The organism is Liberiplasma polymorphum, assembly GCF_043951795.1.
Taxonomy (GTDB): Bacteria; Bacillota_I; Bacilli_A; order Izemoplasmatales; family Izemoplasmataceae; genus Liberiplasma; species Liberiplasma polymorphum.
The window spans coordinates 1-21,228 of the sequence record NZ_JBIOAG010000035.1; the positions used below are offsets into that span (position 1 = coordinate 1).

Sequence of the window (21,228 nt, forward strand, 5' to 3'; positions counted from 1 at the left end):
GCTTAAGCTTCCTTTTTGTTTATATCATTATCAATTAGTTTATTTAATAATTTTATGCACTTATCATAGAACTCTTTCATTATGATTTCTTCTAGAGTTACTTGATAAGCAATCATCGTTACTAAACGATATATTTTATATATATTTATGTTATTAAAATACACTAATTCTATAGTCTGAACGGTTTGATAACCCTCATAAAAGAAATGACTCATATCTTGTAAGTTGTCTAAGTCTAAAAAAATATCAAAGCACGCTAAATCATCAAATCGCGGTGCAGCGCTTGCCCATTCAAAATCAATTAGTACGAGGTCATCATCTGCATCAACAATAATGTTTCTTGGATTATAATCGCTATGACATAAAACATTTGGATAGTTCTGATAATAGTAATCGATATCAAGTGACTCTAGATGGTTTATTTTATCTTTATCTATTACTTGGTTTTTTTTAATGGTCTCTACAAAATAGTTGAACTCTGTTTGAGTGTAGATAGGCTCATCTTTTACATTCATATTTTCACTTAGGACCCCTTTAATATCAAAGGTCTTTTTGTGTAAGGTTGCACAAATTCTTCCTGCTTCAAAAAGGTATTTAGGTAAATTCTTGTTGTGTTTATTGTAATAACTAATTAATGGCTCACCTTTAATATATACTCTTAACAAATAAGTGTAGGAGTCCAATTGTTCGAAAGCTAATATTTTAGGTGTATTTAATTTCAATGTGTTTTTAACAAATTGAGTCATGTCATACTCAACCTTTAATCTTTTTGATTCTTCATTTCTTACAATTTTCAGTATTAACCCTTCTGAATCATCTTCATAAATATACGTGGTGTTATTATGGCTAATTTTAGATAGCGTAAATGGTTTACTTGTTCTTTTGCTTATAATCATGTGTGCTAAATCATCTATATGCATAAAATCACCACCCTTAAACACTATATTTCTTACCTAGATAGCAAGGAACTAAACAACAGAAATTATAACATAAATTGCCCATGTCTAACATATTTAATCGATGATTAATCGTTGATATTTGTGCTAAGAAGATAAACTGATATCCAAACAAACCATATAATTTGACCTATTCCAAACAATGCCGTACCAACATGTAAAAAAGGAAAAATCGAAACAATTCCAATTATGCCAATTACAATAGAATATATGGTGAATTTTCTTCCAAACATGTTAGCGTTTAATGCGCTAATCCCAATTAGTAATACCCATAAACCTCCTAGTATTTCACCGTCTACAAAACTAAGTGCTGATGAAATGATTTCAACACTTTGCCATAAAATTACAGCCTGCTGCGGGTCATGACTATATAATTCAGATATTACCGCAACACCGTGATTAAATATAAGTCCACTTGCAATGAGTAGTGTCGCCCAAATAATTGCGATAAGTGTTGCTATATTTATGATAGTTATATTATTATTTTTTCTTATTTTAGTATGTAGTGCCAGGGAAAGGACGATTAAAACTAATCCGAATATTATATAGGCCAACCAATGCATTACTATAATGAGTGTACGATTATTCACCAACATCTCAACTTTTTCAGTGGCATTAGAGATATTTGGATAGTCTAAAACTATTAAAAATATAATGATGCTTACAAGATATATCAGTGCACCGTAAATGGCTCCATAGCCACCAAGTTTATATAAGATTTTGTTATCAATATGTGCTTTTTCCACTTAAGTTAATCTCCTTTATATATATTTTGTTTAATTACATAATTATCTTATAAAGAAAGTAATTATTATTGCTGTAAATGATATTATCCCAAATATCATTCCAAAAAAGATTAATGCTTTAACAAAATTTTGATCTGAAAAAATTGATTCTTTTTTCTTATCTTTTTTACCAAATAGAATATAGTCTGCAGAAGTATCATAGAACGAAACAAGTTTAATAAGATTATCTGTCTCAGGATATCCGCTACCTGTTTCCCATTTTGATATGGCTTGCCTACTAACCCCTAATTCGTTAGCGAGTTCTTCCTGGCTTAGTTTTTTATTTATTCTTAATTCAACCAACTGTTTTGAAATCAAATCCATCTACTCCTTTTTTTAGTACCATCATTATACTTAATATCTTCGTTGCATCCAACCACTTATAACTTCCATTTGTCAATTTAAAGTTGCTTTTTAGGTTAACTTAGACTTATTTGTATTTACCTTATAATAACATAAAAAAAGTCGTACACTTATTTCTAAGTATACGACGTCATCTGCTTACTGGTGACCCGTATGGGATTCGAACCCATGGATGCATGCGTGAAAGGCATGTGAGTTAAACCGCTTCTCCAACGGGCCTAATGATGGCGGAGTAGGAGGGATTTGAACCCTCGCGCCGCGTTAACGACCTACACCCTTAGCAGGGGCGCCTCTTCAGCCAACTTGAGTACTACTCCAATTTCGTAAGCCATTATATAATAATATATTTATGGCTTACTGTCAACACGCATTTTAAAGTTTATCTTTAACCATTGTTAATTGTAATCTAGAGCGTTTTATGTCGATATCTTTTACCCATACTTTAACGATATCCCCGACATTTACAACATCTAATGGATGCTTAATATAACCTTTTGATAATTGTGAAATATGTACCAGTCCATCGTCTTTAACTCCACAGTCTACAAATACTCCAAAATCAACGACATTGCGGACGGTTCCTTGTAGTTCCATCCCAACAGTTAAATCTTCTAATTTTAATACATCGCTTTTTAAAATAGGCGCATCAACATCATCACGAGGATCTCTTAATGGTGCAATAAATGCACTTAATATATCTTCAACAGTCGGTCGTCCTGCATTTAGTTTTTCGGCAAGATCTTTACTATTTACATTTGATAATTTAAGTTTCATGATATCTGTACCAATTTCTTCATAGCTTGCATTAACTTCTTTTAAAAGTTTTTCAGCTAAAGGATAACTCTCAGGATGAATAGAGGTCTTATCTAATGGATTTTCTCCATTTAATATACGTAAGAATCCAACCGCTTGTTCAAAACTTTTAGCCCCTAATTTAGGTACTTTTTTTAATGCTTCACGTTTTTTGAATGCCCCAATATCTTCACGGTAAGTAACAATATTCTTAGCAACGGTTTTAGAAAGTCCTGAAACATATGACAGTAACTGAGGACTAGCTGTATTCACGTTAACACCAACTTGGTTAACCACTGTTTCAACTACAAAATCAAGTTGATCACCTAGTTTTGCTTGTGTTACATCATGTTGGTACTGTCCAACCCCAATTGACTGCGGATCAATTTTTACTAGTTCACTTAAAGGATCTTGTAAGCGTCTTGCAATACTTACAGCACTTCTTTCCTCAACTTGTAAATTAGGAAACTCATCTTTTGCTAACTCACTTGCACTATATACAGAAGCACCTGCTTCATTAACAATAATGTAGAAATATTTACGTTTTGCTTCTTTAAAGGTTTCGACAATAAAGGCTTCAGTCTCTCTTGAGGCTGTTCCGTTTCCTATTGCAACAATATCAATGTTGTATTTTTCTAAGAAGTTTAGAATTTTGTCTTTTGCGTCTTTGATTCTACCCGGTGCAATTGCTTCACCTTGGTATTTTTGATGCGGATAGATGACATCAATGGCTAACATTTTTCCCATTCCATCAACAACAGCTAATTTACATCCTGTGCGGTATGCAGGGTCTACACCCAAGACATTTTTACCTTTCATTGGTGGTTGAAGTAATAAGCTTCTTAAATTTTCACTAAAGATATGAATTGCTTGCTCTTCGGCTTTTTCACTTAATGATGAACGAATTTCACGCTCAATCGAAGGTTTGATTAATCGTTTATAAGCATCTTCAATTGCTTCGCTTACATAATGCGCAGTTTCTTCCAAAGGATGCACATTAAACTTGCGATTTAGGTAATTGATAATGCCTTCATCATCAATATCAATTTTAGCAGTTAGAATTTTTTCTTTTTCAGCTCTATTGATTGCTAAAACTCTAAACAATTTAATACGTTTTAATGGCTCTTGATAGTCATAATACATTTCATAAACACGCTTTTCATCATCAATATCTTTTTTCACTTTTGTAACTAGCACACCGTTTGCTTCTGTATGTGTTCTAATCCATTTACGGTATTCTGCAGTATCAGAGACACGTTCAGATATAATATGTTTAGCGCCATCAATAGCATCACTAGTAGATGTAACTTCTTCGTTTAAATGTTCGTTAGCTTTTTGCAAAATAGCATCTTCAGTTGGATAAGTCATAATAAAATCTGCCAAAGGTTCTAATCCTTTACGGATAGCTTCTGTGGCTTTTGTTTTCTTTTTTTCTTTAAATGGTCGATAATAATCTTCAACATCAACGAGTTTTTCTGCAGCTAAAATTTGAGCTCTTAACTCTTCTGTTAGCATCCCTTTTTCATCGATGAGCCTAATAACATCTTCTTTTCTATCTAAAAGTTGCTTACGGTACTCATATTCTTTATGAATTTTACGAATATTTTCTTCATCAAGACCGCCAGTTAACTCTTTACGATAGCGCGCAATGAAAGGGACCGTGTTTTCTTCTAGTAGTGATAACACTGTTTCTACTTGACTACGTTTAATTTTAAGGTTTTTTGCGAGTTCTAAAATAATCGATTCTTGCATGTTTGCCTCCTTATATTAAAAAAAGCCTAAAGGCCTTTTTTATGGTTGAAAAGTCCCATTGTTTACTTGATCAAATGCATTAACAATTGGGCCTGGTCCTACAATCGTATTTACCCACACGCCATCATGGATTACGAGTAAAGAAGGGGTTCCTGTAATCGCAGTCCCTCTTAAACTTTGAGGTACTAATGTCCAATCAACATAGTAAAGTGGCATATCTTGTTCATTACCCGATACAAAGTTAGATACATCACCACGAATTTGTTGACAATAAACACATGAATCAGAATAAACATAAACAAAATAGGTTCCTTCTTCGTGTTTAGTTGTGACCTCACTCCAATCTTTGATATGATAACGAGATTGTTGTAGGTTGTGAATAAATGTTACTGCTGTGAATAATAATAATAGTCCAAATATAATAAAAAAGGATAATTTAATAGGATCCAGTTTTTTTCGACTACTTCTTTTCTTTGCCATAATATCATCTCCTATTGCGTATTTTATTTTAATCTTTTTCAGATGATTTTACAAGCCATATAACCTTGTATCTTACGGCTGAAAAGTTGCAATAAAGCTTAGAATATCACTAGTTCCTTCAAAATAGGTTATTACCTCATTATTGTCCATCATAAATAACGTAGGTGTTCCCCGATAATCTATTGGGGCTAAGCCTTCAACAATGGCATGATTCGCTACATAAAATGGGGCTTCAGTACGTATAGAATCTCCAAAAGACAGTATATCTTGTTTAATTACTTCACATGCATAACAAAACTCACTATAAACATAGATAAACCATTGACCTTGTTCAAGCATTGAAATGTCGCTCCAGCGAGTCAATTCATAAAAATCATCATATTCATAAATGATTTCTTCTTCTTTTTGTTTACAGCTAGCAAGTAAAAACACCAATGTAAAGATTATAAGCAGTTTTTTCATCGTCACCACTCCTTTAATGTTCTGTAAAAAATATGTTAAGTTTGTGCTAATTTCTTGAGTATTAACACAAATATAGATAAAATATGTTGTGGGGTGATAATATGATTAAAGTTGCATTTATGTGTATTCATAATAGCTGTCGTAGTCAAATGGCAGAAGGGTATTTACGGACTTTAGGTAAAGATTTATTCGAGGTATATTCTGCTGGTACAGAAGATTATCCCGAAGTAAAACCATTAGCCATTGAAGCGATGAAACTTGATGGTGTAGATATTAGTAAGCAATATCCTAAAAAACTTGATGTATTGCCTAACATGTTAGATTTACTTGTCACTATGGGTTGTGGGGTTGAGTGCCCATTCGTTCCTACTAAATCAAGAGAAGATTGGGGATTAGACGATCCTAGTGGTGGTCCTATTGAGGATTACATTGTCACTCGTGACTTAATAAAAGAACGTGTCTTAGAACTTATCCAACGATTTAAATAAAATAACGCGACGGCGTTATTTTTTTATTTGAACGATTGCTACCGCATAATTTTTTGTATGAGAAATACTAATTAATAAGGTATCTTCATTGCGGTACTTAGATTTTATGTAAGGCGCACCTTTTTCATTGTTTAAAATGACTACATCTTTAAAGTTAAGTGGGTGATCAAAGGATTGATAGGCTTTAACATACGCCTCTTTTGCCGCAAATCTTCCTGCTAAAAACGTTAGTTTTCTTTCTGGATGCGTAATTCTATTATAAAGTGCCAACTCTTCTGTCGATAAAATTCGATTGATAAAAGCGTCAGTAGCTTTTTCTTTTATGGTCTCAATTTCAACTAAATCAATGCCTAATCCACTATTCGTTAAAGTCATCTAATACCTCCTGTGCTAAAGCACTTATATTTCTAAATCGATGATTCAACCCTGATTTAGAAATAGATTTATTAAAATGGTCTTTACTAAATTCACTAAGCTCAACAAGTGATGCTTCTGGATATGTTTTTCTAAGGAAAATCGCTTCATTTAGCGTATCGGGTAACTTTGACATATCGACTAAATTTTCAAGTATTGCAATGTGTTTTAACTGTCTATTTGCGGCTTCAAGTGTTTTATTTTGATTAGCTAATTCCATATTCATTACGCGTGTTATGGAGTTCACAAAATCTCTTTTAATGCGTTCATCTTCAAAAGTTAAAAGTGCATAGGTTGCACCCATAATACGTAAAAAGTCCGCTATTTTTTCTGATTCTTTTATGTAAACGAGATAATTTTTCTTTTTAGAAATATACTTTGTATTTAAATCAAAACGATTCATAAGTTCGGTTAAAGCAACCGCAAAGCCTTCTGATTGAACTGTGATTTCAGCATGATAACTAGAACTACCTGGATGATTAATGGATCCACTTGCTAAAAAAGCGCCTTTTAAAAATGATCGTTGGTCACATTCTTTTAGAAGTAATGTGTCATCAATAGACTGCGCAAAACCCTTAGTTTCATCCATTAATGCTAACTCATTAATTACACTATGGACTTTTTCTCTAACAATAACCGCATATTGACTTTTCTTTTGAAGTTTAACTTGTTTTTTTGAAACAACCTCAACTTGAATATGGTACAGTTTCTTAAGTGATTGGATCACTTTACGAGCTAGTGGTAAACTTGTGGTTTGAAATACTAACGCAATCCCATCACTTGAAATTGATAAGTGTCCATTAACTGCAAATAATGCACTCAGCTCAGCTAACTTACAACATTCAGTCATCGGTAGAGTTAAAAGTTCTTGTTTGGTATCGGATGTAAATGACATTTAATTTACCTCCTTTTTCTGTTGTTTTGCAAAACCTAAAATTAACCCCAACATTACACCTAAAATCGACGCAAAGAACACGCGATAATTTTCGGGCAATAAAAAGGTAATTGTATGGGCTGGAATCCAAAACAAGGGTATCGTTTTAAATACAACAAATGTCACAAATTTTTGATAATCAACTTGCAAAATTGTGCTATAAAACGAATGGTTTATGTCACTATTTTTATGTTCAATATAATAATCAGTAATTCGATGGAATAACATCATTGTAGGGGCAAAAATAAGGTTCATAAATAAGCTTGTGAAAAACGCAAAGAAGAAGGGTATACCAAAAAATGGTAATAGATTTTCTGACTGAAGATAATATACCCCCTCAGTAAAGATTCTAAACACATAAACTATGACAATTCCTATAAAACCCCAAATTATAGCTTTAGGTAGTAGCCCAATTACATGATAATTTTTTTGTCTAATACGGTGGCTAATAATATCACCTATACTCGCAAAGATAAAGAACTTAATAAACCCACCAACTAATACATATTGATCTGTAAAGGAAAAAAATGCCTCTTTAGTTAATGGATAAACAAGTATTGCAGTTAATAATAAAATACCTGTGATGAAATAGTAGTCATTTTTAATCATAAGAGCACCTCTTTATAAGTCAGAATAACATCGATTAAAAAGGCAAGAATCACAAGCCATTTAATAATTCGAGGAATAAATTTTAAAAACATTGAGATAAAAGGATGAATGTATATCACTGTAAAAACAGCAAGTAAAGCAAATATACTAGTTGGTAAAAAACAACTGTATGGATTTGTACACCAAGTAAATGTTAAAGAATAATCCCATAATACTATACCTGTAAAATATTCATAGAGTGTCCCTGAAATATATTCTGAGAATCCTGTAAATAGTATGGCAAGTAGCCAAATAAGTAAAAATTTTACAAATGGCCACTTTATTGGTATTTTTTTAATCATTAGATAAGCATATAACGTTAAAACAACGCCTAATCCATACATCGGTTGATAGGGGCCATAAAGTACACTATTATCATAAAAGCCACCTAAAAATAGAATGTTGATTATGCGTTCTAACAAAAACCCGAAGAAACTATAAATTATTAAATAAAGTAAAGGCTTCATATTTATCACCTTGATTACATTATAACGTATTTAAAGAAAAAAAACGATGTGAACATCGTTTTTCTATCCTTGTTTTTTGAGTTTTTGTTTTAATTGTTCAATGTACTTAGCACTTGCTTGAGCAGCAATTGCGCCATCACTAGCAGCTGTTACTATTTGACGTAATTCTTTTTCGATTACATCGCCAATTCCGTAGATACCAGGAATCTTAGTTTCCATACGATGGTTAACATCGATATAACCATATTTTGTTGTAATCCCTAAATCTTTTAAGAAAGATGTTTCAGGTATTTGACCAACAAATATAAAGGCACCTTCTAAAGGTAACTCCTCTACTTCTTGTGTGTGATTATTTCTTACAGTAATGCTTTCAAGCTTTTTCTCTCCATTAAAAGAAAGTACTTCATACCCAAGTTTATAATCAATCATGCCTGTTGCATTCGCTTGATCGATTGCTTTTGCATCCGCTTGTAATGTATCTAATACATTGAGTACGGTAACTCGTACATTCATTGTTGTTAAGTAGACAGCCTCTTCAATCGCACTATTTCCGCCACCCGCAACAAGAACATGTTTTCCTTTAAAGAATGCTCCATCACATACTGCACACCAGCTAATCCCTTTACTAGCTAGTCTATCCTCACCTGGTACTCCGATTTTTCTTGGAATGGTTCCACTACCAATTATGACAACACGTGTATCATAAACCGTTCCATCAGCGGTGATAATTTGCTTATAATCACCTAAATCTTTTACTTCAACTACATCACCGTATTGATATTCTACACCAAGTTCTTGTGTGTGATTAAACATTTTTTCACTAATATCAAACCCAGTTACTTTCCCTAATCCTGTGTAATTTTCGACTTCCCAAGTTGAAATCATCTTTCCACCTGGTGCCATTTTTTCTAACATTAATGTTTTTAAGTTTGCACGGATAGTGTAAACCGCGGCAGTCATACCACCTGGTCCTGCCCCAATAATTATTACATCATACATTTTAACTTTTCACCTCGGTTTCTAATTGTACACTATTTTCTTCCAATATTTCAAAATAATGCTTACGCTTGATTTTCAAATGATTAAACGAGATAAATACAGCCCCACCAATCACCATTAAGATACTTACGATTTGTGCAGTTCTTAAGCCTGTATTCCATACGTATAAGGAATCAGTTCTTAATCCTTCTATAAAGAAACGCCCTACTCCGTACCATACAAAATAAAAGCCAATTAAGTCACCAGAGCGTATAAATTTCATTCGTCTAATCACTAAAATAATTGCGAATCCTACTAGGTTCCACATTGATTCATAAAGAAATGTAGGATGGTAGTACTGTCTACCATGTCCACCAGCACCTGGGAAAAAGAACATATTATTCACAATAAATTCAGGTAACCTTAAGGTATTAGATAAGAAAGCACGTTGTTGGTCCCAGCTTAAGGCAACACTTCCATCCGCTAGTAATCCCCCAATAACACCGCCATGGGCTTCTTGATTGAAGAAATTACCCCAGCGACCAAACGATTGGGCAATTAAAAAGCCTGGTGCTAATAAATCTAATGCTTTAAATAAATCAATTTGTTTTTTCTTAGTATAAAAGTAAGTTGCAATTACAGCGGTAAAAAACCCACCATGAATAGCTAAACCGCTTAACCCATCAAATGAGCCATCTCTTTGTAATCCAATAATACTTGGTAAATAATCTTTAAACTGATCCCATTCAAAGGCTACATACCATAAACGTGTACCTATTAAAGCAAGTGGTAAAATAATGAGTAAGCCATCAAGTATATCATCACTTGAAACGCCTATTTTTTTACCTTCTTTTAATCCTAGTCCTAAAGCTGCTAAAATACCTAGCATTATAAATAATCCGTATAAAGGAATACTAATAGGTCCTAAATTTATCGTGTTTGGAAGTGCTTGAATACTTAAATGATCATACATAATAACACCCTATTCTTTTTTAGATTTATTTTTCTTGTCGATTTCAGTACTTAATGCTTCCATGAAATCCCTAGCCATATGTGTACCCATAAATTTTAACCTAGCATTCATTGCGGCTACTTCTACAAGTGTAGAAACGCTTCTTGCAGCGGTTATGGGAATTTTAGCATAAGGAATTTCTGTATCAAATATTTTTTCAGTAGTATCTTCAATTCCTAATCGGTCATAATCAAAATGTTCATCCCAATGAACTAATTCTACAATGAGCATGACAGTTTTATCTTCTTTATAAGCACTTGCCCCAAAAAGTTTGACAACATTAACTAAGCCGATTCCACGTATTTCTAAATAATTCTTTAGTAAATCCGGGGCTTCACCAATAACTAAGCCTTCTTCTTTTTGATAAACATCTACACGGTCATCTGCAACTAATTGATGACCTCTTCTAACAAGTTCAAGGGCTACCTCGCTTTTACCAATGCCAGACTCACCACGAATTAATACTCCAACACCACTAATATCTAATAGTGTACCATGTAAACTTTTTCTTGGGGCTAGTTTTGCAAATAAATACTGGTATAAACGACTGGCTAAAGCACTTGTTCTTTGTTCACTTTTCAAAATTGGCACACCAAAGTCGTGCCCTTTCCTAATAAATACTTCTGGAATTTCAACATGCGTAGAAAAAATAAACGCTGGTGGCATCTGTTCAAATAACATATTTACTCTTATCTCTTGATCTTGTTCGTTCAACCACCAAAAGAAGGTTATTTCTTTACTTCCTAAGAGTTGAATACGATCATGTTCATAAAAATCAAACAACCCTGCTAATTCAATCCCTGGTCTAGATAGCTGTGATTGTGGAATTTCACGTGATAAGCCCACTTCACCACTTACAACTTCTAACTTGAAATCATTGACTAATGTCTGAACTGTAAGCATATACTCACCTCATTCTTAGCATAATATTTTTTATGAGTTGTGTCAAAATGTAACGGAATACTACGAACATCCCAACAAAGACTACAAATAGTGTTTCACTAATAAAGCCTACGCTATTTGGAAAAATATAAACATCAATAATATAAAATAACGACAAATACCCAAAATAAAATATAAAACCAAATGTTTTTAATACAAATTGGATATGATTCATTAGTATGTAAGCTTTAAAGAAAGTTTCTAACACAGTGTAAATAGCCACATACAGCAATAAAGTTTCTAAATTTTGAAAGCGTCCAAAATTAAAGATTTCAACAATCGAATAAATAAGTGTTAAATTCAACATGTAAAAAGCAATAAAATTTAAATACACATTGTGATGGAATGCACCACCAAACTCGAGCGCGATAATCTTTCGTGATTCTCTTGGACCTCTTTTTTGTCCTTTTTTGCGTTTTTCTTCTTCAACTGCTTTAATAGCCTTTAACAAAACTTCGAGTTGTTCTTTCTCAGTTTTAAGCTCATCTTTTTCATCTTCGGTTTCAGTAGATTTATCTGAATCATTAGATGAACTTGTTTCTTGACTATTTTTAGAGGTATCCTCGTTAGTCTTTTTCTTTTCTTCTGTTGTTTCTTCTTCTATTTGTTTTTTATCTTTTTCTTCCATTTTATGTCTCCTTACCTAAAACATGCTTTAAATATTGTCCTGTATAACTTCTATCACATTTAGCGACTGCTTCTGGTGTCCCTTCTATAAGGATTTCGCCACCTAAATCGCCACCTTCAGGTCCTAAGTCAATAATATGATCAGCCACTTTTATGACATCTAAATTATGTTCAATAATGACTACTGTTGCACCGATTTCTACGATATGATCAATGACTTTTAGTAATCGCTTAACATCATCTGAATGTAATCCTGTGGTTGGTTCATCAAGTATATAAATGGTATCTGCTGTTATACGTTTGTGAAGTTCTTTAGCTAGTTTAACACGTTGGGCTTCACCACCTGATAAAGTTGGTGCTGGTTGGCCAATTTTTAAATACCCTAACCCTACATTTACCAGTGTTTCTAGTTTGTGTTTTGCTTTAGGGATATTTTCAAAAAACTTAACTGCTTCTTCAATAGTCATATCTAAAACATCTGCGATATTTTTACCCTTGTAAGTAACTTGTAAAGTTTCTTTGTTGTAACGTTTACCTTTACAAGCCTCACACGGGACATAAATATCTGGTAAAAAGTGCATTTCTATTTTAATTAATCCATCACCGTGACAGGTTTCACAACGTCCACCTTTAACGTTGAAACTGAAACGCCCTTTTAAATATCCACGCATTTTAGCTTCATTTGTCATTGCGAAGATATCTCTTATATCATCGAATACGCCTGTATAAGTTCCAGGGTTTGATCTTGGTGTTCTACCAATTGGGCTTTGATCAATATTGATAATTTTTTCAATATCATCAGCACCCAGAATCGTTTCATATTTGCCTTGAGTATGTTTCTTTTTGTAAACTTTATTATAAAGTCCTTTATATAAACATTCATTTACAAGAGAACTCTTTCCAGAGCCACTAACTCCTGTGACTACCGTTAAAACACCTCGAGGAAATTTTACATTAATTTTCTTTAAATTATTCTCATATGCACCTATAACTTCAACTGCTCCGTTACGTGGTTTCCTGCGTTTTTCAGGCACATCAATTTTTAAACGACCTGATAAATATTTACCTGTGATACTTGTTGGATGGTTCAATATTTCATCATACGTGCCTTGAAAGATAACTTCTCCACCATATTCTCCTGCACCAGGTCCGATATCAATAATTTGATCACATGCAGCCATTGTCTCTTCATCATGTTCAACAACAATCAACGTGTTTCCTAAATCTCTCATTGATTTTAGTGTCCCTATTAATCTTGCATTATCTCGTTGATGAAGTCCAATAGAAGGTTCATCTAAGACATAAAGGACACCGGTAAGCCTTGACCCAATTTGTGTGGCCAATCTAATGCGTTGAGACTCTCCACCTGATAAGGTTGCAGCTTGACGGGATAACGTTAAGTAATCAAGCCCAACATTTTTCAAAAAGGCGAGTCTTTCATTGATTTCTTTTAAAATCATGTGAGAGATTTGTTGATCTGTTTTATTTAAAGATAAAGAATCAAAGAAATGCAACATTTCTTTAACGCTATAATCAGTTAAATCAATAATATCAAGCCCACCAACTTTAACGCTTAAAGCAGCTTCATTTAGCTTTTTACCACGACAAACAGGGCACTCTTTTTCAGCCATTAGTGTTTCAATCCACTCTCTCATGAAACGTGAAGTTGTTTCAATATAGCGGCGTTCTAAGTTATTAACAATGCCTTCATAATAATCAAATTTTTCATGTTTGATATTACTAGATTTACCTTTAAATTTAAATTCAATGCGTTCATCTGATCCGTAAAAAATAATCGCTTGTTCTTCATCTGTTAAATCTTTAAATGATTTCTTAAGATCTATATTATAATGATTCGCAGTTGAGACGAGTTGTTTAAAATGATAGGTTGTTGTATTAGTCCAACCTTTAATTGCCCCTTCATAAGCGCTCAAGTTTGGGTTTGCGACTAATAACTCTGTATCTATTTTTTTAGTATACCCAAGTCCACTACATTTATTACATGCACCAAATGGTGCATTAAATGAGAACAATCTAGGTTCTAATTCGCCAATTGAAAAGTCACAATGTGGGCAAGCGAAGTGTTCACTAAATGTGTGTGCTTTTCCGTTTATTAATACTGTGACTTTTCCTTCGCCTAATTTTGAAGCGGTTTCAAGTGAATCGTAAAGACGCGAACGAATGCCTTCACGTAATTTTAAGCGGTCAATCACAACTTCAATTGAGTGTTTTTTATTTTTCTCTAATTCAATTGTTTCTTCAACATCAATAATGTCGCCATTGATTCTAATACGTACAAAGCCATCTTTTCTTAATTGCTCAATCGTTTTTTGATGTGTGCCTTTTTTACCTTCTATAACAGGTGCTAGAATCTCTATACGTGTGCCTTCTTCATGTTCTAATACTTTATCAGTCATCTCTTCGATGCTTTGGCTACTAATTTCAATGCCATGGGTTGGGCACATCGGTTTTCCAATTCTTGCATAGAGCAATCTAAAATAATCATAGATTTCAGTGACCGTCCCAACCGTACTTCTTGGGTTTTTACTGGTTGTTTTTTGATCTATGGAGATTGCTGGACTAAGGCCTTCAATCGATTCAACATTTGGTTTTTCTAAGTTACCTAAAAACTGTCTAGCATAGGCACTTAAACTCTCTACATAACGGCGTTGACCTTCTTTATAGATTGTATCAAATGCTAAAGAAGTCTTTCCAGAACCAGAAAGACCCGTCATTACGATAAACTTGTTTTTGGGGATTTTTAAATCAATATTTTTTAAATTATTTTCTTTAGCACCTTTTATGACGATGTCCATCATGAAGATCACTTCCTAATTGTCATTTGTTTGTATTATAAATGTTTCTTCGTCCCAAACACTAATACCAAGTTGATTTGCTTTTTCAAGCTTACTTCCTGCATCAGCGCCTGCCACAACAACATCTGTTTTTTTTGAGACAGAGCCGGTAACTTTCCCACCTAATGACTCAATGATTAATTGTGCATCATCACGTGTTAATGTCTCTAATTTACCCGTTAAAACAAATGTCATGTTTGTAAACTTACCAGAGGTTTCGGTTAGACCTAAATAATCAACATTTAATCCTAAATCTTTTAATGTGTTAAGCATGTCAATAAACGTTTCTTCACTAAAATGCTCAGAAACGCTATAAGCGATTTTATCGCCGATTTCATCAATTTTAATTAGTTCATCTTCTGTAACATTAATCATATCAAAAAGTGTCTTAAAATGCATTGCTAACACTTTTGATACTTTCTCCCCAACATAACGGATGCCTAAACCAAATAAAAGTTGTTCTAAACTGTTTGATTTGCTTTTCTCAATATTTTCTAAAAGCTTATCTATACTTTTAATTCCGAATCCTGCTTTTGTAATTAAGACATCACGGTGTTGTTTTAGTAGGTAAATATCGGGAATATTTTTGAGATAGCCTTCATTATAAAACATTTCAATGATGCGCTCTCCCAGTCCTTCAATGTTCATTGCTTTTCTCGATGCAAAATGAATGAGCCCTTCAATTTCTTTTGCAGGACAACTAGGATTTAAACAATAAACATCTGCCTCATTTGCTTGACGTAAGAGTTCGCTATTGCATTTAGGACAATGCTTAATCATCTCAAATGGTGTTTGAAATGAACGCTGTTCTAAAATGACTGAGACTACTTCTGGAATAATATCTCCGGCCTTTTTAATAATAACATCATCATGAATACGGATGTCTTTGTCTTTAATATAGCCTTCATTATGTAATGTCGCACGTGATACGGTGCTTCCTTGAACCTCTACTGGTTCTAATACAGCAACAGGTGTGATTTGTCCTGTTCTACCAACTTGGAAAATAATATCGTTAATATGTGTGATGACTTCTTCTGCTTTAAACTTGTAAGCAATGGCCCACTTAGGACTTTTTGCAGTATACCCAATAGTCTTATATAATGACTTTTCATTCACTTTAATAACAGCCCCATCGATATCAAAAGGTAGATCATGACGGGTATTTTCAATTTTTTCTACTTCTTGAATAACTTCTTCAATTGTCTTTAGATGAAGGGTTTTATTAGTTTTAAATCCGAGTGTACTTAAAGTATCAAGAGTACTAATATGGGTTGTGTTAGCTTCATCATCACGTTCTGTTAAACTATAAATAAACATATCTAAATCACGCGATGCCGCAATGGCACTGTCTAATTGACGAATACTACCAGCAGCAGCGTTTCGAGGGTTTTTAAAGAGTGGTTCGTTATTTTGTTCACGCTGATTATTAAGTTGAATAAATGCGGCTTTATTCATGAATATTTCGCCTCTAACTTCAAGGGAAACCGCTTCTTTAAGGGATAATGGTATACTTCTAATTGTAACAACGTTATGGGTGATATCTTCACCAACTTCACCATTTCCACGACTTGCAGCGCGAATGAGTTTGCCATCTTCATAGATTAAACTTGCGGCTAATCCATCAATTTTAGCTTCTAAAACGTATGAGTAATCGTCTGTAATTTTTTTAATTTTACGATCAAAGTCAATTAAATCTTCTTTACTAAACGCATTACTTAAACTGAGCATTGGAATACGATGTTCTACCTTTTTAAACCCCTCTAATACTTTACCCGTAATACGTTGTGTCGGTGAATCACCGCTAAGATACTCGGGATACGCGCTTTCTAGGTCTAAAAGTTCTTTAAGCAGTTGATCATACTCAACATCAGAAATCACCGGTTTATCTAAAACATGATAGTTGTAATCATGTTCTCTAATGGTTTCTTTTAATGTTTCTATACGCTTTTTAATGTCCATATACGCCCTCCTTAAATTTTTGTTATAGCGATATGATTTTTAAGCAGTGTCTTAATGCCATGAGGATGTTTAAATGCTATGACACATTGATCACCACTAACACTTACAACGACACCATCACCAAATACGGTATGATTGATTTTATCACCTTTGTTAATATCATTTTCTTTAACTGTATTAAGCATAGCCTGTCTTCTTTCCATGACAAGTCTTTTTTGTTCTTGTTCGTGGGAAATGGCTTTATTAAGGCCTTCTAATTTAATTAAATCTTTATCAATATCTTGGATAAACATACTGTCTTGATGGTGACGATACTCACCGTATAACAAACGTTCTTGGCAGTTTGTTAAGTAAAGTTTGTCTTTAGCACGTGTCATACCTACATACATTAATCTGCGTTCTTCTTCAACGTCTTTAGGACTTTCTAATGACTGATATAAAGGGAATATGCCTTGTTCTAATCCAACCATAAAGACAACTTGATATTCTAGTCCTTTAGCCGCGTGTAACGTCATCAATGTGACAACGTTCTTATCTTTAATTTCATCTTCTTGACTTTGTAATGCAATATCTTCTAAGACATAAGTTAACAATTCTATCTTATTTATATCTTTAATAGCTCGTTCTGTTTCTTGAAAGAGTGATTTAAGTTCCAAAATATTCTCAAGTCTAATATCACCCATTTCATCGAGTTTTAAATACTCACGGTATCCTGTTAAATCTAGTAAGTACTCAATGAATCCGTCTATATCGGTTTCATTAATGCCATGTTTAAGTGTTGTAATAATGTTTTTGAACTCATTTAAATTATGTTTTGCTTTTGGTCCTAGAGGGTTTCCAGCATCACTGATAGCATCAAACATGCTCATTTCACTATGCATGGCATAGTCCATTAAGTTTTCAATCGTTTTTGCACCAATACCTCTTTTGGGTTCATTCACAACACGTGTTAGGCTATAATCATCATTTGGATTAATAATTAATCTTAGATATGCTACCATGTCTTTAATCTCTTTACGCTTGAAAAAGCCAACGTTCCCAACGACTTGATAAGAAATTCTTCTTTGCATTAGTGTTTCTTCAAATGTTCGAGACATACTGTTGGCACGATATAATATCGCAATGTCTTCATTGCGATAATGATCGCGTGTTAGTATTTTAATCATTTCAGCAACATACTCAGCTTCATCTTTATGTGAATAGGCTTTAAAAAATGTAATAAGTTCTCCATCACCGCGTGTTGAAAAAAGATTTTTTTCAATACGATTTTTATTTCGTTTAATTACTTGATTAGCGGCTTTTAGTATTGTGTTAGTACTTCGGTAATTTTGTTCTAAAAGTATTTGTTTTACGTTTTCAAAATCCTGATTAAATTTACGAATATTATCAATGTTTGCTCCTCTAAATGCGTAAATACTTTGGTCTTCATCACCAACAATAAAGATGTTTTCATCTTCATTGACTAATAATCTAATTAGTTCATATTGAACGTTGTTTGTATCTTGAAACTCGTCGACTAAAACATATTGAAATTGACGTTGATAATATCTTCTTACTTCCATATTCTCTTTTAACAATTTAATAGTAAGAACCATTAAGTCTTCAAAATCTAATAAGTTATTATCTTTTAAATGACGTTGATAGGCAGGATATATATCTTGTAAGTATCCACGTAAAGGCTCTTCATAGTGATCAATTAGTGAAGGATCACTTTTAACATTTAACACATGATTTTTTATCATTTTAGGGTTTACTATTTTAGGGTCAATGTTCAACCGTTTAAGCATTAACTTAATAAGTTGTTTGGTGTCATCGTCATCGATGATTTGAAAATGTTTGTCATAACCTAATAATTCAATATGTGTTCTAAGAATTCTAGAACACATAGAGTGAAAAGTAGAAATCCACATTGTTTTAGTAGATATATCTAATAAACGCGCAATACGTTCTTTCATTTCATTTGCGGCTTTATTTGTAAATGTAATGGCTAATATATTTTGATAAGGAATGCCTAAATCAAAAATAAGGTGTGCCATTCTACGGGTCAGCACACGTGTTTTTCCACTCCCGGCTCCAGCTATCGCCATAACCGGACCTTCTGTTGTTAAGACAGCCTCTTTTTGTGCTTCATTTAAGTCTTTCAATAATCGATTCATGTTTTAATCACCTGAATAAATTATACCAAAAAAACAGTCTTTTTTATACCTAATATGTAAATATATTCATAACCAGAGTATAGCACCTAAATACGGATAATCGCTTAATATTGCGATTTTTTTAAACGGGCTATGGCTTGAAGTGTATTTTTGTATTTGTTATAATAGAAGTATCAAAAAGCTAATTATTTTAGCTTAAAACTAATAGGAGGTTTAACTAATGAAGCAAGAAAAGGTTATTATCATTACCGGTGCCGCAAGCGGCATAGGCGAAGAGACAGCCTATAAACTTGCAGAAACAAAAGCTAAACTTGTAATATCAGATTTAAATGAAGAAGATGGAAACAAGGTTGTTAAGAAAGTTAAATCAATGGGAACAGATGCAATATTTATTAAAGCAGATGTTTCAAAAGCAAATGAAGTAAAACTATTAATTGATAAAACAGTAGAACACTTTGGAAACTTAACAGGTATATTTAACAACGCGGGAATAGGTGAAATGAAACCATTCTTAGAACTTGAACAAGACGATTATGACAAAATGATTAACATCAATCAAAACGGTGTTTTCTACGGAATGCAATTTGCCGGTAGAAAAATGAAAGAACTAGGCGTTAAAAACGGTGTAATCGTTAATACAGCCAGTATATACGGTTTTATAGGTGCTGAAGCTAGTGCACACTACAATGCAACAAAAGCAGCTGTAGTTTCACTAACTAAATCTGGTGCCCAAGCATTAACTAAAGATGGTATTCGTGTAGTTGGTGTTGCACCTGGATTTACAAAAACCGCTATATTAGAAGCAGTTGATGATGAAATGCTTGAAGCACTTAAAGATTTTCACATGCGTGAAAAACTGATAGAACCAGGAGAAATAGCCAATGTCGTTAAGTTTTTATTTAGTGATGAAAGTTCCGCAATTAACGGATCAACCGTACTTGCAGACGATGGTTATTTAGCCTTCAAATAATAGATTAAAAAGAGGGTTCTTCCCTCTTTTTTTTATGGTATAATTCTATTGTTAGGTTGTGATTAAATATGAGAAAATTTTATCTATTAAGTTTATTGTTAATTGTTTTTTTAATCAGTGCATGTGGTTTATTAAACCGCTCTGAAAAAGATTTGGAGACAGTGATTAATAACTACCAATCGGGAAATTATACTATGAACTATCAAATTCAAAATGACCATGTTAATTTTGGTCAGTCCATACGATATTTTGACAATGATACGTTTGTTCAAGAGGATTTTAATGAAAAAATGACACTTTATTTAACTGGATTAAGACACATTATTTATGATGAGTATGATCGAGAGTTAAGTGATAAAGTCCGTCAGTTAATACCAATTATTACCTCAACCATTTTAATTAGTCCCACATGGATGAATGACCTTTTTGAAATACCATTAGCCGATAATGAACATCTAACATTTGCGTGTTTTGAGGAACATGATTCTGTATATACTTTAAAGGACACTTGCTTTAACTTATTTACTGAAGCCTATGTATTTACCTTGTACTACCAAATTGAAGATTTTCTATTGGTGATGTATGATGGAAGTACAAGTTTTAAAAGTGAATTCTTTAATGATGCAACAATTTTAAATCGTTATCTAGATAGTGTCGTGATATCCATTCAAGAAGATAATATCCGTTTTGAAATGGTTTATACAATTGATGATTACGAGTTATCCTTCATATTTAATACCTTCGATTTAAATAAAACAAGTGCTGTAGATGATGATACTGATATTTCTTGGATAAATCATTATCATAATATGTTGTTTGAAAACGGTGTCTATACTAAATTTAATAATCATTTATCCATACTACTAAATGCTGTAAATACCTACTGTGAATCTAATGATTGTCTAGAAGATGCCTTATTAAATAGTAATGATTTAAGTTCATATATTTCAAATACTAACTTCGGAAGTTACTTGGTAAAGATTATAGATAATGAAAACTATTTGGTTGCCTATGAACTTTATAACATTCGTTATGTTGGAAATTTAGTTCAAATTGATAATGAGTTTGTAGTCTATAAAAATCATCCGCTTTATCAACTTATGGCATTTACAGAGTCTGCGTTAATATTCCCAGTCTTACCGTAATAAAAAAAGAGCAAATGCTCTTTTTTTTTCTGACGTTTGGTGA

General features: G+C 33.0%; 20 protein-coding genes and 2 tRNA genes. 3 read left to right on the forward strand and 19 right to left on the reverse strand.

The genetic code is table 11. The annotated features are described in order from the left end of the window. Nucleotides 1–2: 2 nt before the first annotated feature. The 8 genes from ACHAJD_RS07910 to ACHAJD_RS07945 form a co-directional block, all read right to left on the reverse strand. The gene (locus tag ACHAJD_RS07910; protein ID WP_435585325.1) at nt 3–920 is read right to left on the reverse strand and encodes a phosphotransferase; all 918 of its coding nucleotides are present in this window, start codon (nt 918–920) and stop codon (nt 3–5) included. A 104-nt stretch (nt 921–1,024) separates the two neighbouring features. Then, nucleotides 1,025–1,702, reverse strand: a complete 678-nt coding sequence (locus ACHAJD_RS07915) for a hypothetical protein (RefSeq protein WP_435585326.1) — start codon at nt 1,700–1,702, stop codon at nt 1,025–1,027. Between the two features lie 42 nt (nt 1,703–1,744). After that, nucleotides 1,745–2,065 carry a helix-turn-helix domain-containing protein gene (locus ACHAJD_RS07920; RefSeq protein WP_435585327.1) on the reverse strand — a complete coding sequence of 107 codons (321 nt, stop codon included), beginning with the start codon at nt 2,063–2,065 and terminating at the stop codon, nt 1,745–1,747. 181 nt (nt 2,066–2,246) lie between these two features. Beyond that, nucleotides 2,247–2,323: transfer RNA gene (locus ACHAJD_RS07925), tRNA-Glu, on the reverse strand. Between the two features lie 6 nt (nt 2,324–2,329). Further along, nucleotides 2,330–2,421 (reverse strand) — tRNA-Ser (locus ACHAJD_RS07930). Nucleotides 2,422–2,476: 55 nt separating this feature from the next. Continuing rightward, complete coding sequence (locus ACHAJD_RS07935) at nt 2,477–4,648, reverse strand: Tex family protein (RefSeq protein WP_435585328.1); 2,172 nt, start codon at nt 4,646–4,648, stop codon at nt 2,477–2,479. 39 nt (nt 4,649–4,687) lie between these two features. Then, nucleotides 4,688–5,128, reverse strand: coding sequence for a thioredoxin family protein (locus ACHAJD_RS07940; protein WP_435585329.1), 441 nt, complete (start codon nt 5,126–5,128; stop codon nt 4,688–4,690). Between the two features lie 72 nt (nt 5,129–5,200). After that, nucleotides 5,201–5,590 carry a hypothetical protein gene (locus tag ACHAJD_RS07945; RefSeq protein WP_435585330.1) on the reverse strand — a complete coding sequence of 130 codons (390 nt, stop codon included), beginning with the start codon at nt 5,588–5,590 and terminating at the stop codon, nt 5,201–5,203. A gap of 101 nt (nt 5,591–5,691) precedes the next feature. On the opposite strand from ACHAJD_RS07945, the gene ACHAJD_RS07950 reads away from it, so the two are divergent. After that, a complete protein-coding gene (locus tag ACHAJD_RS07950) occupies nt 5,692–6,078 on the forward strand; it encodes an arsenate reductase ArsC (protein ID WP_435585331.1) in 387 nt (128 codons plus the stop codon). A 15-nt stretch (nt 6,079–6,093) separates the two neighbouring features. Here ACHAJD_RS07950 and acpS read toward each other — a convergent pair whose 3' ends face one another. The 11 genes from acpS to ACHAJD_RS08005 form a co-directional block, all read right to left on the reverse strand. Then, nucleotides 6,094–6,453: a holo-ACP synthase gene (gene acpS, locus ACHAJD_RS07955; protein WP_435585332.1), complete on the reverse strand. Its 360-nt coding sequence runs from the start codon at nt 6,451–6,453 to the stop codon at nt 6,094–6,096. Continuing rightward, a complete protein-coding gene (whiA, locus tag ACHAJD_RS07960) occupies nt 6,437–7,387 on the reverse strand; it encodes a DNA-binding protein WhiA (protein ID WP_435585333.1) in 951 nt (316 codons plus the stop codon). The genes acpS and whiA overlap by 17 nt, the downstream gene beginning before the upstream one ends. Continuing rightward, nucleotides 7,388–8,035 carry a hypothetical protein gene (locus tag ACHAJD_RS07965; RefSeq protein WP_435585334.1) on the reverse strand — a complete coding sequence of 216 codons (648 nt, stop codon included), beginning with the start codon at nt 8,033–8,035 and terminating at the stop codon, nt 7,388–7,390. Next, nucleotides 8,032–8,541, reverse strand: coding sequence for a putative ABC transporter permease (locus ACHAJD_RS07970; RefSeq protein WP_435585335.1), 510 nt, complete (start codon nt 8,539–8,541; stop codon nt 8,032–8,034). Before ACHAJD_RS07970 ends, ACHAJD_RS07965 begins: the two co-directional genes overlap by 4 nt. A gap of 63 nt (nt 8,542–8,604) precedes the next feature. Continuing rightward, nucleotides 8,605–9,540 (reverse strand): NAD(P)/FAD-dependent oxidoreductase, encoded by a 936-nt coding sequence (locus ACHAJD_RS07975; RefSeq protein WP_435585336.1) that lies wholly within the window; start codon nt 9,538–9,540, stop codon nt 8,605–8,607. 1 nt (nt 9,541) lies between these two features. Further along, complete coding sequence (gene lgt / locus ACHAJD_RS07980; RefSeq protein ID WP_435585337.1) at nt 9,542–10,492, reverse strand: prolipoprotein diacylglyceryl transferase; 951 nt, start codon at nt 10,490–10,492, stop codon at nt 9,542–9,544. Nucleotides 10,493–10,501: 9 nt separating this feature from the next. Next, nucleotides 10,502–11,434 (reverse strand): HPr(Ser) kinase/phosphatase, encoded by a 933-nt coding sequence (gene hprK / locus ACHAJD_RS07985; RefSeq protein WP_435585338.1) that lies wholly within the window; start codon nt 11,432–11,434, stop codon nt 10,502–10,504. Between the two features lie 4 nt (nt 11,435–11,438). Then, on the reverse strand, nt 11,439–12,101 hold the full coding sequence (locus ACHAJD_RS07990; protein WP_435585339.1) for a hypothetical protein: 663 nt from the start codon (nt 12,099–12,101) through the stop codon (nt 11,439–11,441). A gap of 1 nt (nt 12,102) precedes the next feature. Then, nucleotides 12,103–14,919: an excinuclease ABC subunit UvrA gene (gene uvrA / locus ACHAJD_RS07995; RefSeq protein WP_435585340.1), complete on the reverse strand. Its 2,817-nt coding sequence runs from the start codon at nt 14,917–14,919 to the stop codon at nt 12,103–12,105. Nucleotides 14,920–14,931: 12 nt separating this feature from the next. After that, on the reverse strand, nt 14,932–16,914 hold the full coding sequence (gene ligA / locus ACHAJD_RS08000) for an NAD-dependent DNA ligase LigA (protein WP_435585341.1): 1,983 nt from the start codon (nt 16,912–16,914) through the stop codon (nt 14,932–14,934). A gap of 11 nt (nt 16,915–16,925) precedes the next feature. Further along, a complete protein-coding gene (locus ACHAJD_RS08005; RefSeq protein WP_435585342.1) occupies nt 16,926–19,070 on the reverse strand; it encodes an ATP-dependent helicase in 2,145 nt (714 codons plus the stop codon). Nucleotides 19,071–19,290: 220 nt separating this feature from the next. Here ACHAJD_RS08005 and ACHAJD_RS08010 point away from each other — a divergent pair, with 220 nt between their 5' ends. Then, nucleotides 19,291–20,040 (forward strand): SDR family NAD(P)-dependent oxidoreductase, encoded by a 750-nt coding sequence (locus ACHAJD_RS08010; protein ID WP_435585343.1) that lies wholly within the window; start codon nt 19,291–19,293, stop codon nt 20,038–20,040. Between the two features lie 68 nt (nt 20,041–20,108). Continuing rightward, a complete protein-coding gene (locus ACHAJD_RS08015) occupies nt 20,109–21,185 on the forward strand; it encodes a hypothetical protein (RefSeq protein WP_435585344.1) in 1,077 nt (358 codons plus the stop codon). The last annotated feature ends 43 nt before the right edge of the window (nt 21,186–21,228 follow it).

Excerpts from the sequence above, each read along its gene's own strand:
- ACHAJD_RS07970 (WP_435585335.1), bottom strand. The coding sequence starts at position 8,541 with ATGAAGCCTTTACTTTATTTAATAATTTATAGTTTCTTCGGGTTTTTG.
- ACHAJD_RS07940 (WP_435585329.1), bottom strand. The coding sequence starts at position 5,128 with ATGGCAAAGAAAAGAAGTAGTCGAAAAAAACTGGATCCTATTAAATTA.
- ACHAJD_RS07965 (WP_435585334.1), bottom strand. The coding sequence starts at position 8,035 with ATGATTAAAAATGACTACTATTTCATCACAGGTATTTTATTATTAACT.
- ACHAJD_RS07910 (WP_435585325.1), bottom strand. The coding sequence starts at position 920 with ATGCATATAGATGATTTAGCACACATGATTATAAGCAAAAGAACAAGT.
- ACHAJD_RS07975 (WP_435585336.1), bottom strand. The coding sequence starts at position 9,540 with ATGTATGATGTAATAATTATTGGGGCAGGACCAGGTGGTATGACTGCC.
- ACHAJD_RS08010 (WP_435585343.1), top strand. The coding sequence starts at position 19,291 with ATGAAGCAAGAAAAGGTTATTATCATTACCGGTGCCGCAAGCGGCATA.
- ligA (WP_435585341.1), bottom strand. The coding sequence starts at position 16,914 with ATGGACATTAAAAAGCGTATAGAAACATTAAAAGAAACCATTAGAGAA.
- ACHAJD_RS07990 (WP_435585339.1), bottom strand. The coding sequence starts at position 12,101 with ATGGAAGAAAAAGATAAAAAACAAATAGAAGAAGAAACAACAGAAGAA.
- ACHAJD_RS07920 (WP_435585327.1), bottom strand. The coding sequence starts at position 2,065 with ATGGATTTGATTTCAAAACAGTTGGTTGAATTAAGAATAAATAAAAAA.
- ACHAJD_RS08015 (WP_435585344.1), top strand. The coding sequence starts at position 20,109 with ATGAGAAAATTTTATCTATTAAGTTTATTGTTAATTGTTTTTTTAATC.
- ACHAJD_RS07945 (WP_435585330.1), bottom strand. The coding sequence starts at position 5,590 with ATGAAAAAACTGCTTATAATCTTTACATTGGTGTTTTTACTTGCTAGC.
- ACHAJD_RS07950 (WP_435585331.1), top strand. The coding sequence starts at position 5,692 with ATGATTAAAGTTGCATTTATGTGTATTCATAATAGCTGTCGTAGTCAA.
- acpS (WP_435585332.1), bottom strand. The coding sequence starts at position 6,453 with ATGACTTTAACGAATAGTGGATTAGGCATTGATTTAGTTGAAATTGAG.
- ACHAJD_RS08005 (WP_435585342.1), bottom strand. The coding sequence starts at position 19,070 with ATGAATCGATTATTGAAAGACTTAAATGAAGCACAAAAAGAGGCTGTC.
- hprK (WP_435585338.1), bottom strand. The coding sequence starts at position 11,434 with ATGCTTACAGTTCAGACATTAGTCAATGATTTCAAGTTAGAAGTTGTA.
- uvrA (WP_435585340.1), bottom strand. The coding sequence starts at position 14,919 with ATGATGGACATCGTCATAAAAGGTGCTAAAGAAAATAATTTAAAAAAT.
- lgt (WP_435585337.1), bottom strand. The coding sequence starts at position 10,492 with ATGTATGATCATTTAAGTATTCAAGCACTTCCAAACACGATAAATTTA.
- whiA (WP_435585333.1), bottom strand. The coding sequence starts at position 7,387 with ATGTCATTTACATCCGATACCAAACAAGAACTTTTAACTCTACCGATG.
- ACHAJD_RS07935 (WP_435585328.1), bottom strand. The coding sequence starts at position 4,648 with ATGCAAGAATCGATTATTTTAGAACTCGCAAAAAACCTTAAAATTAAA.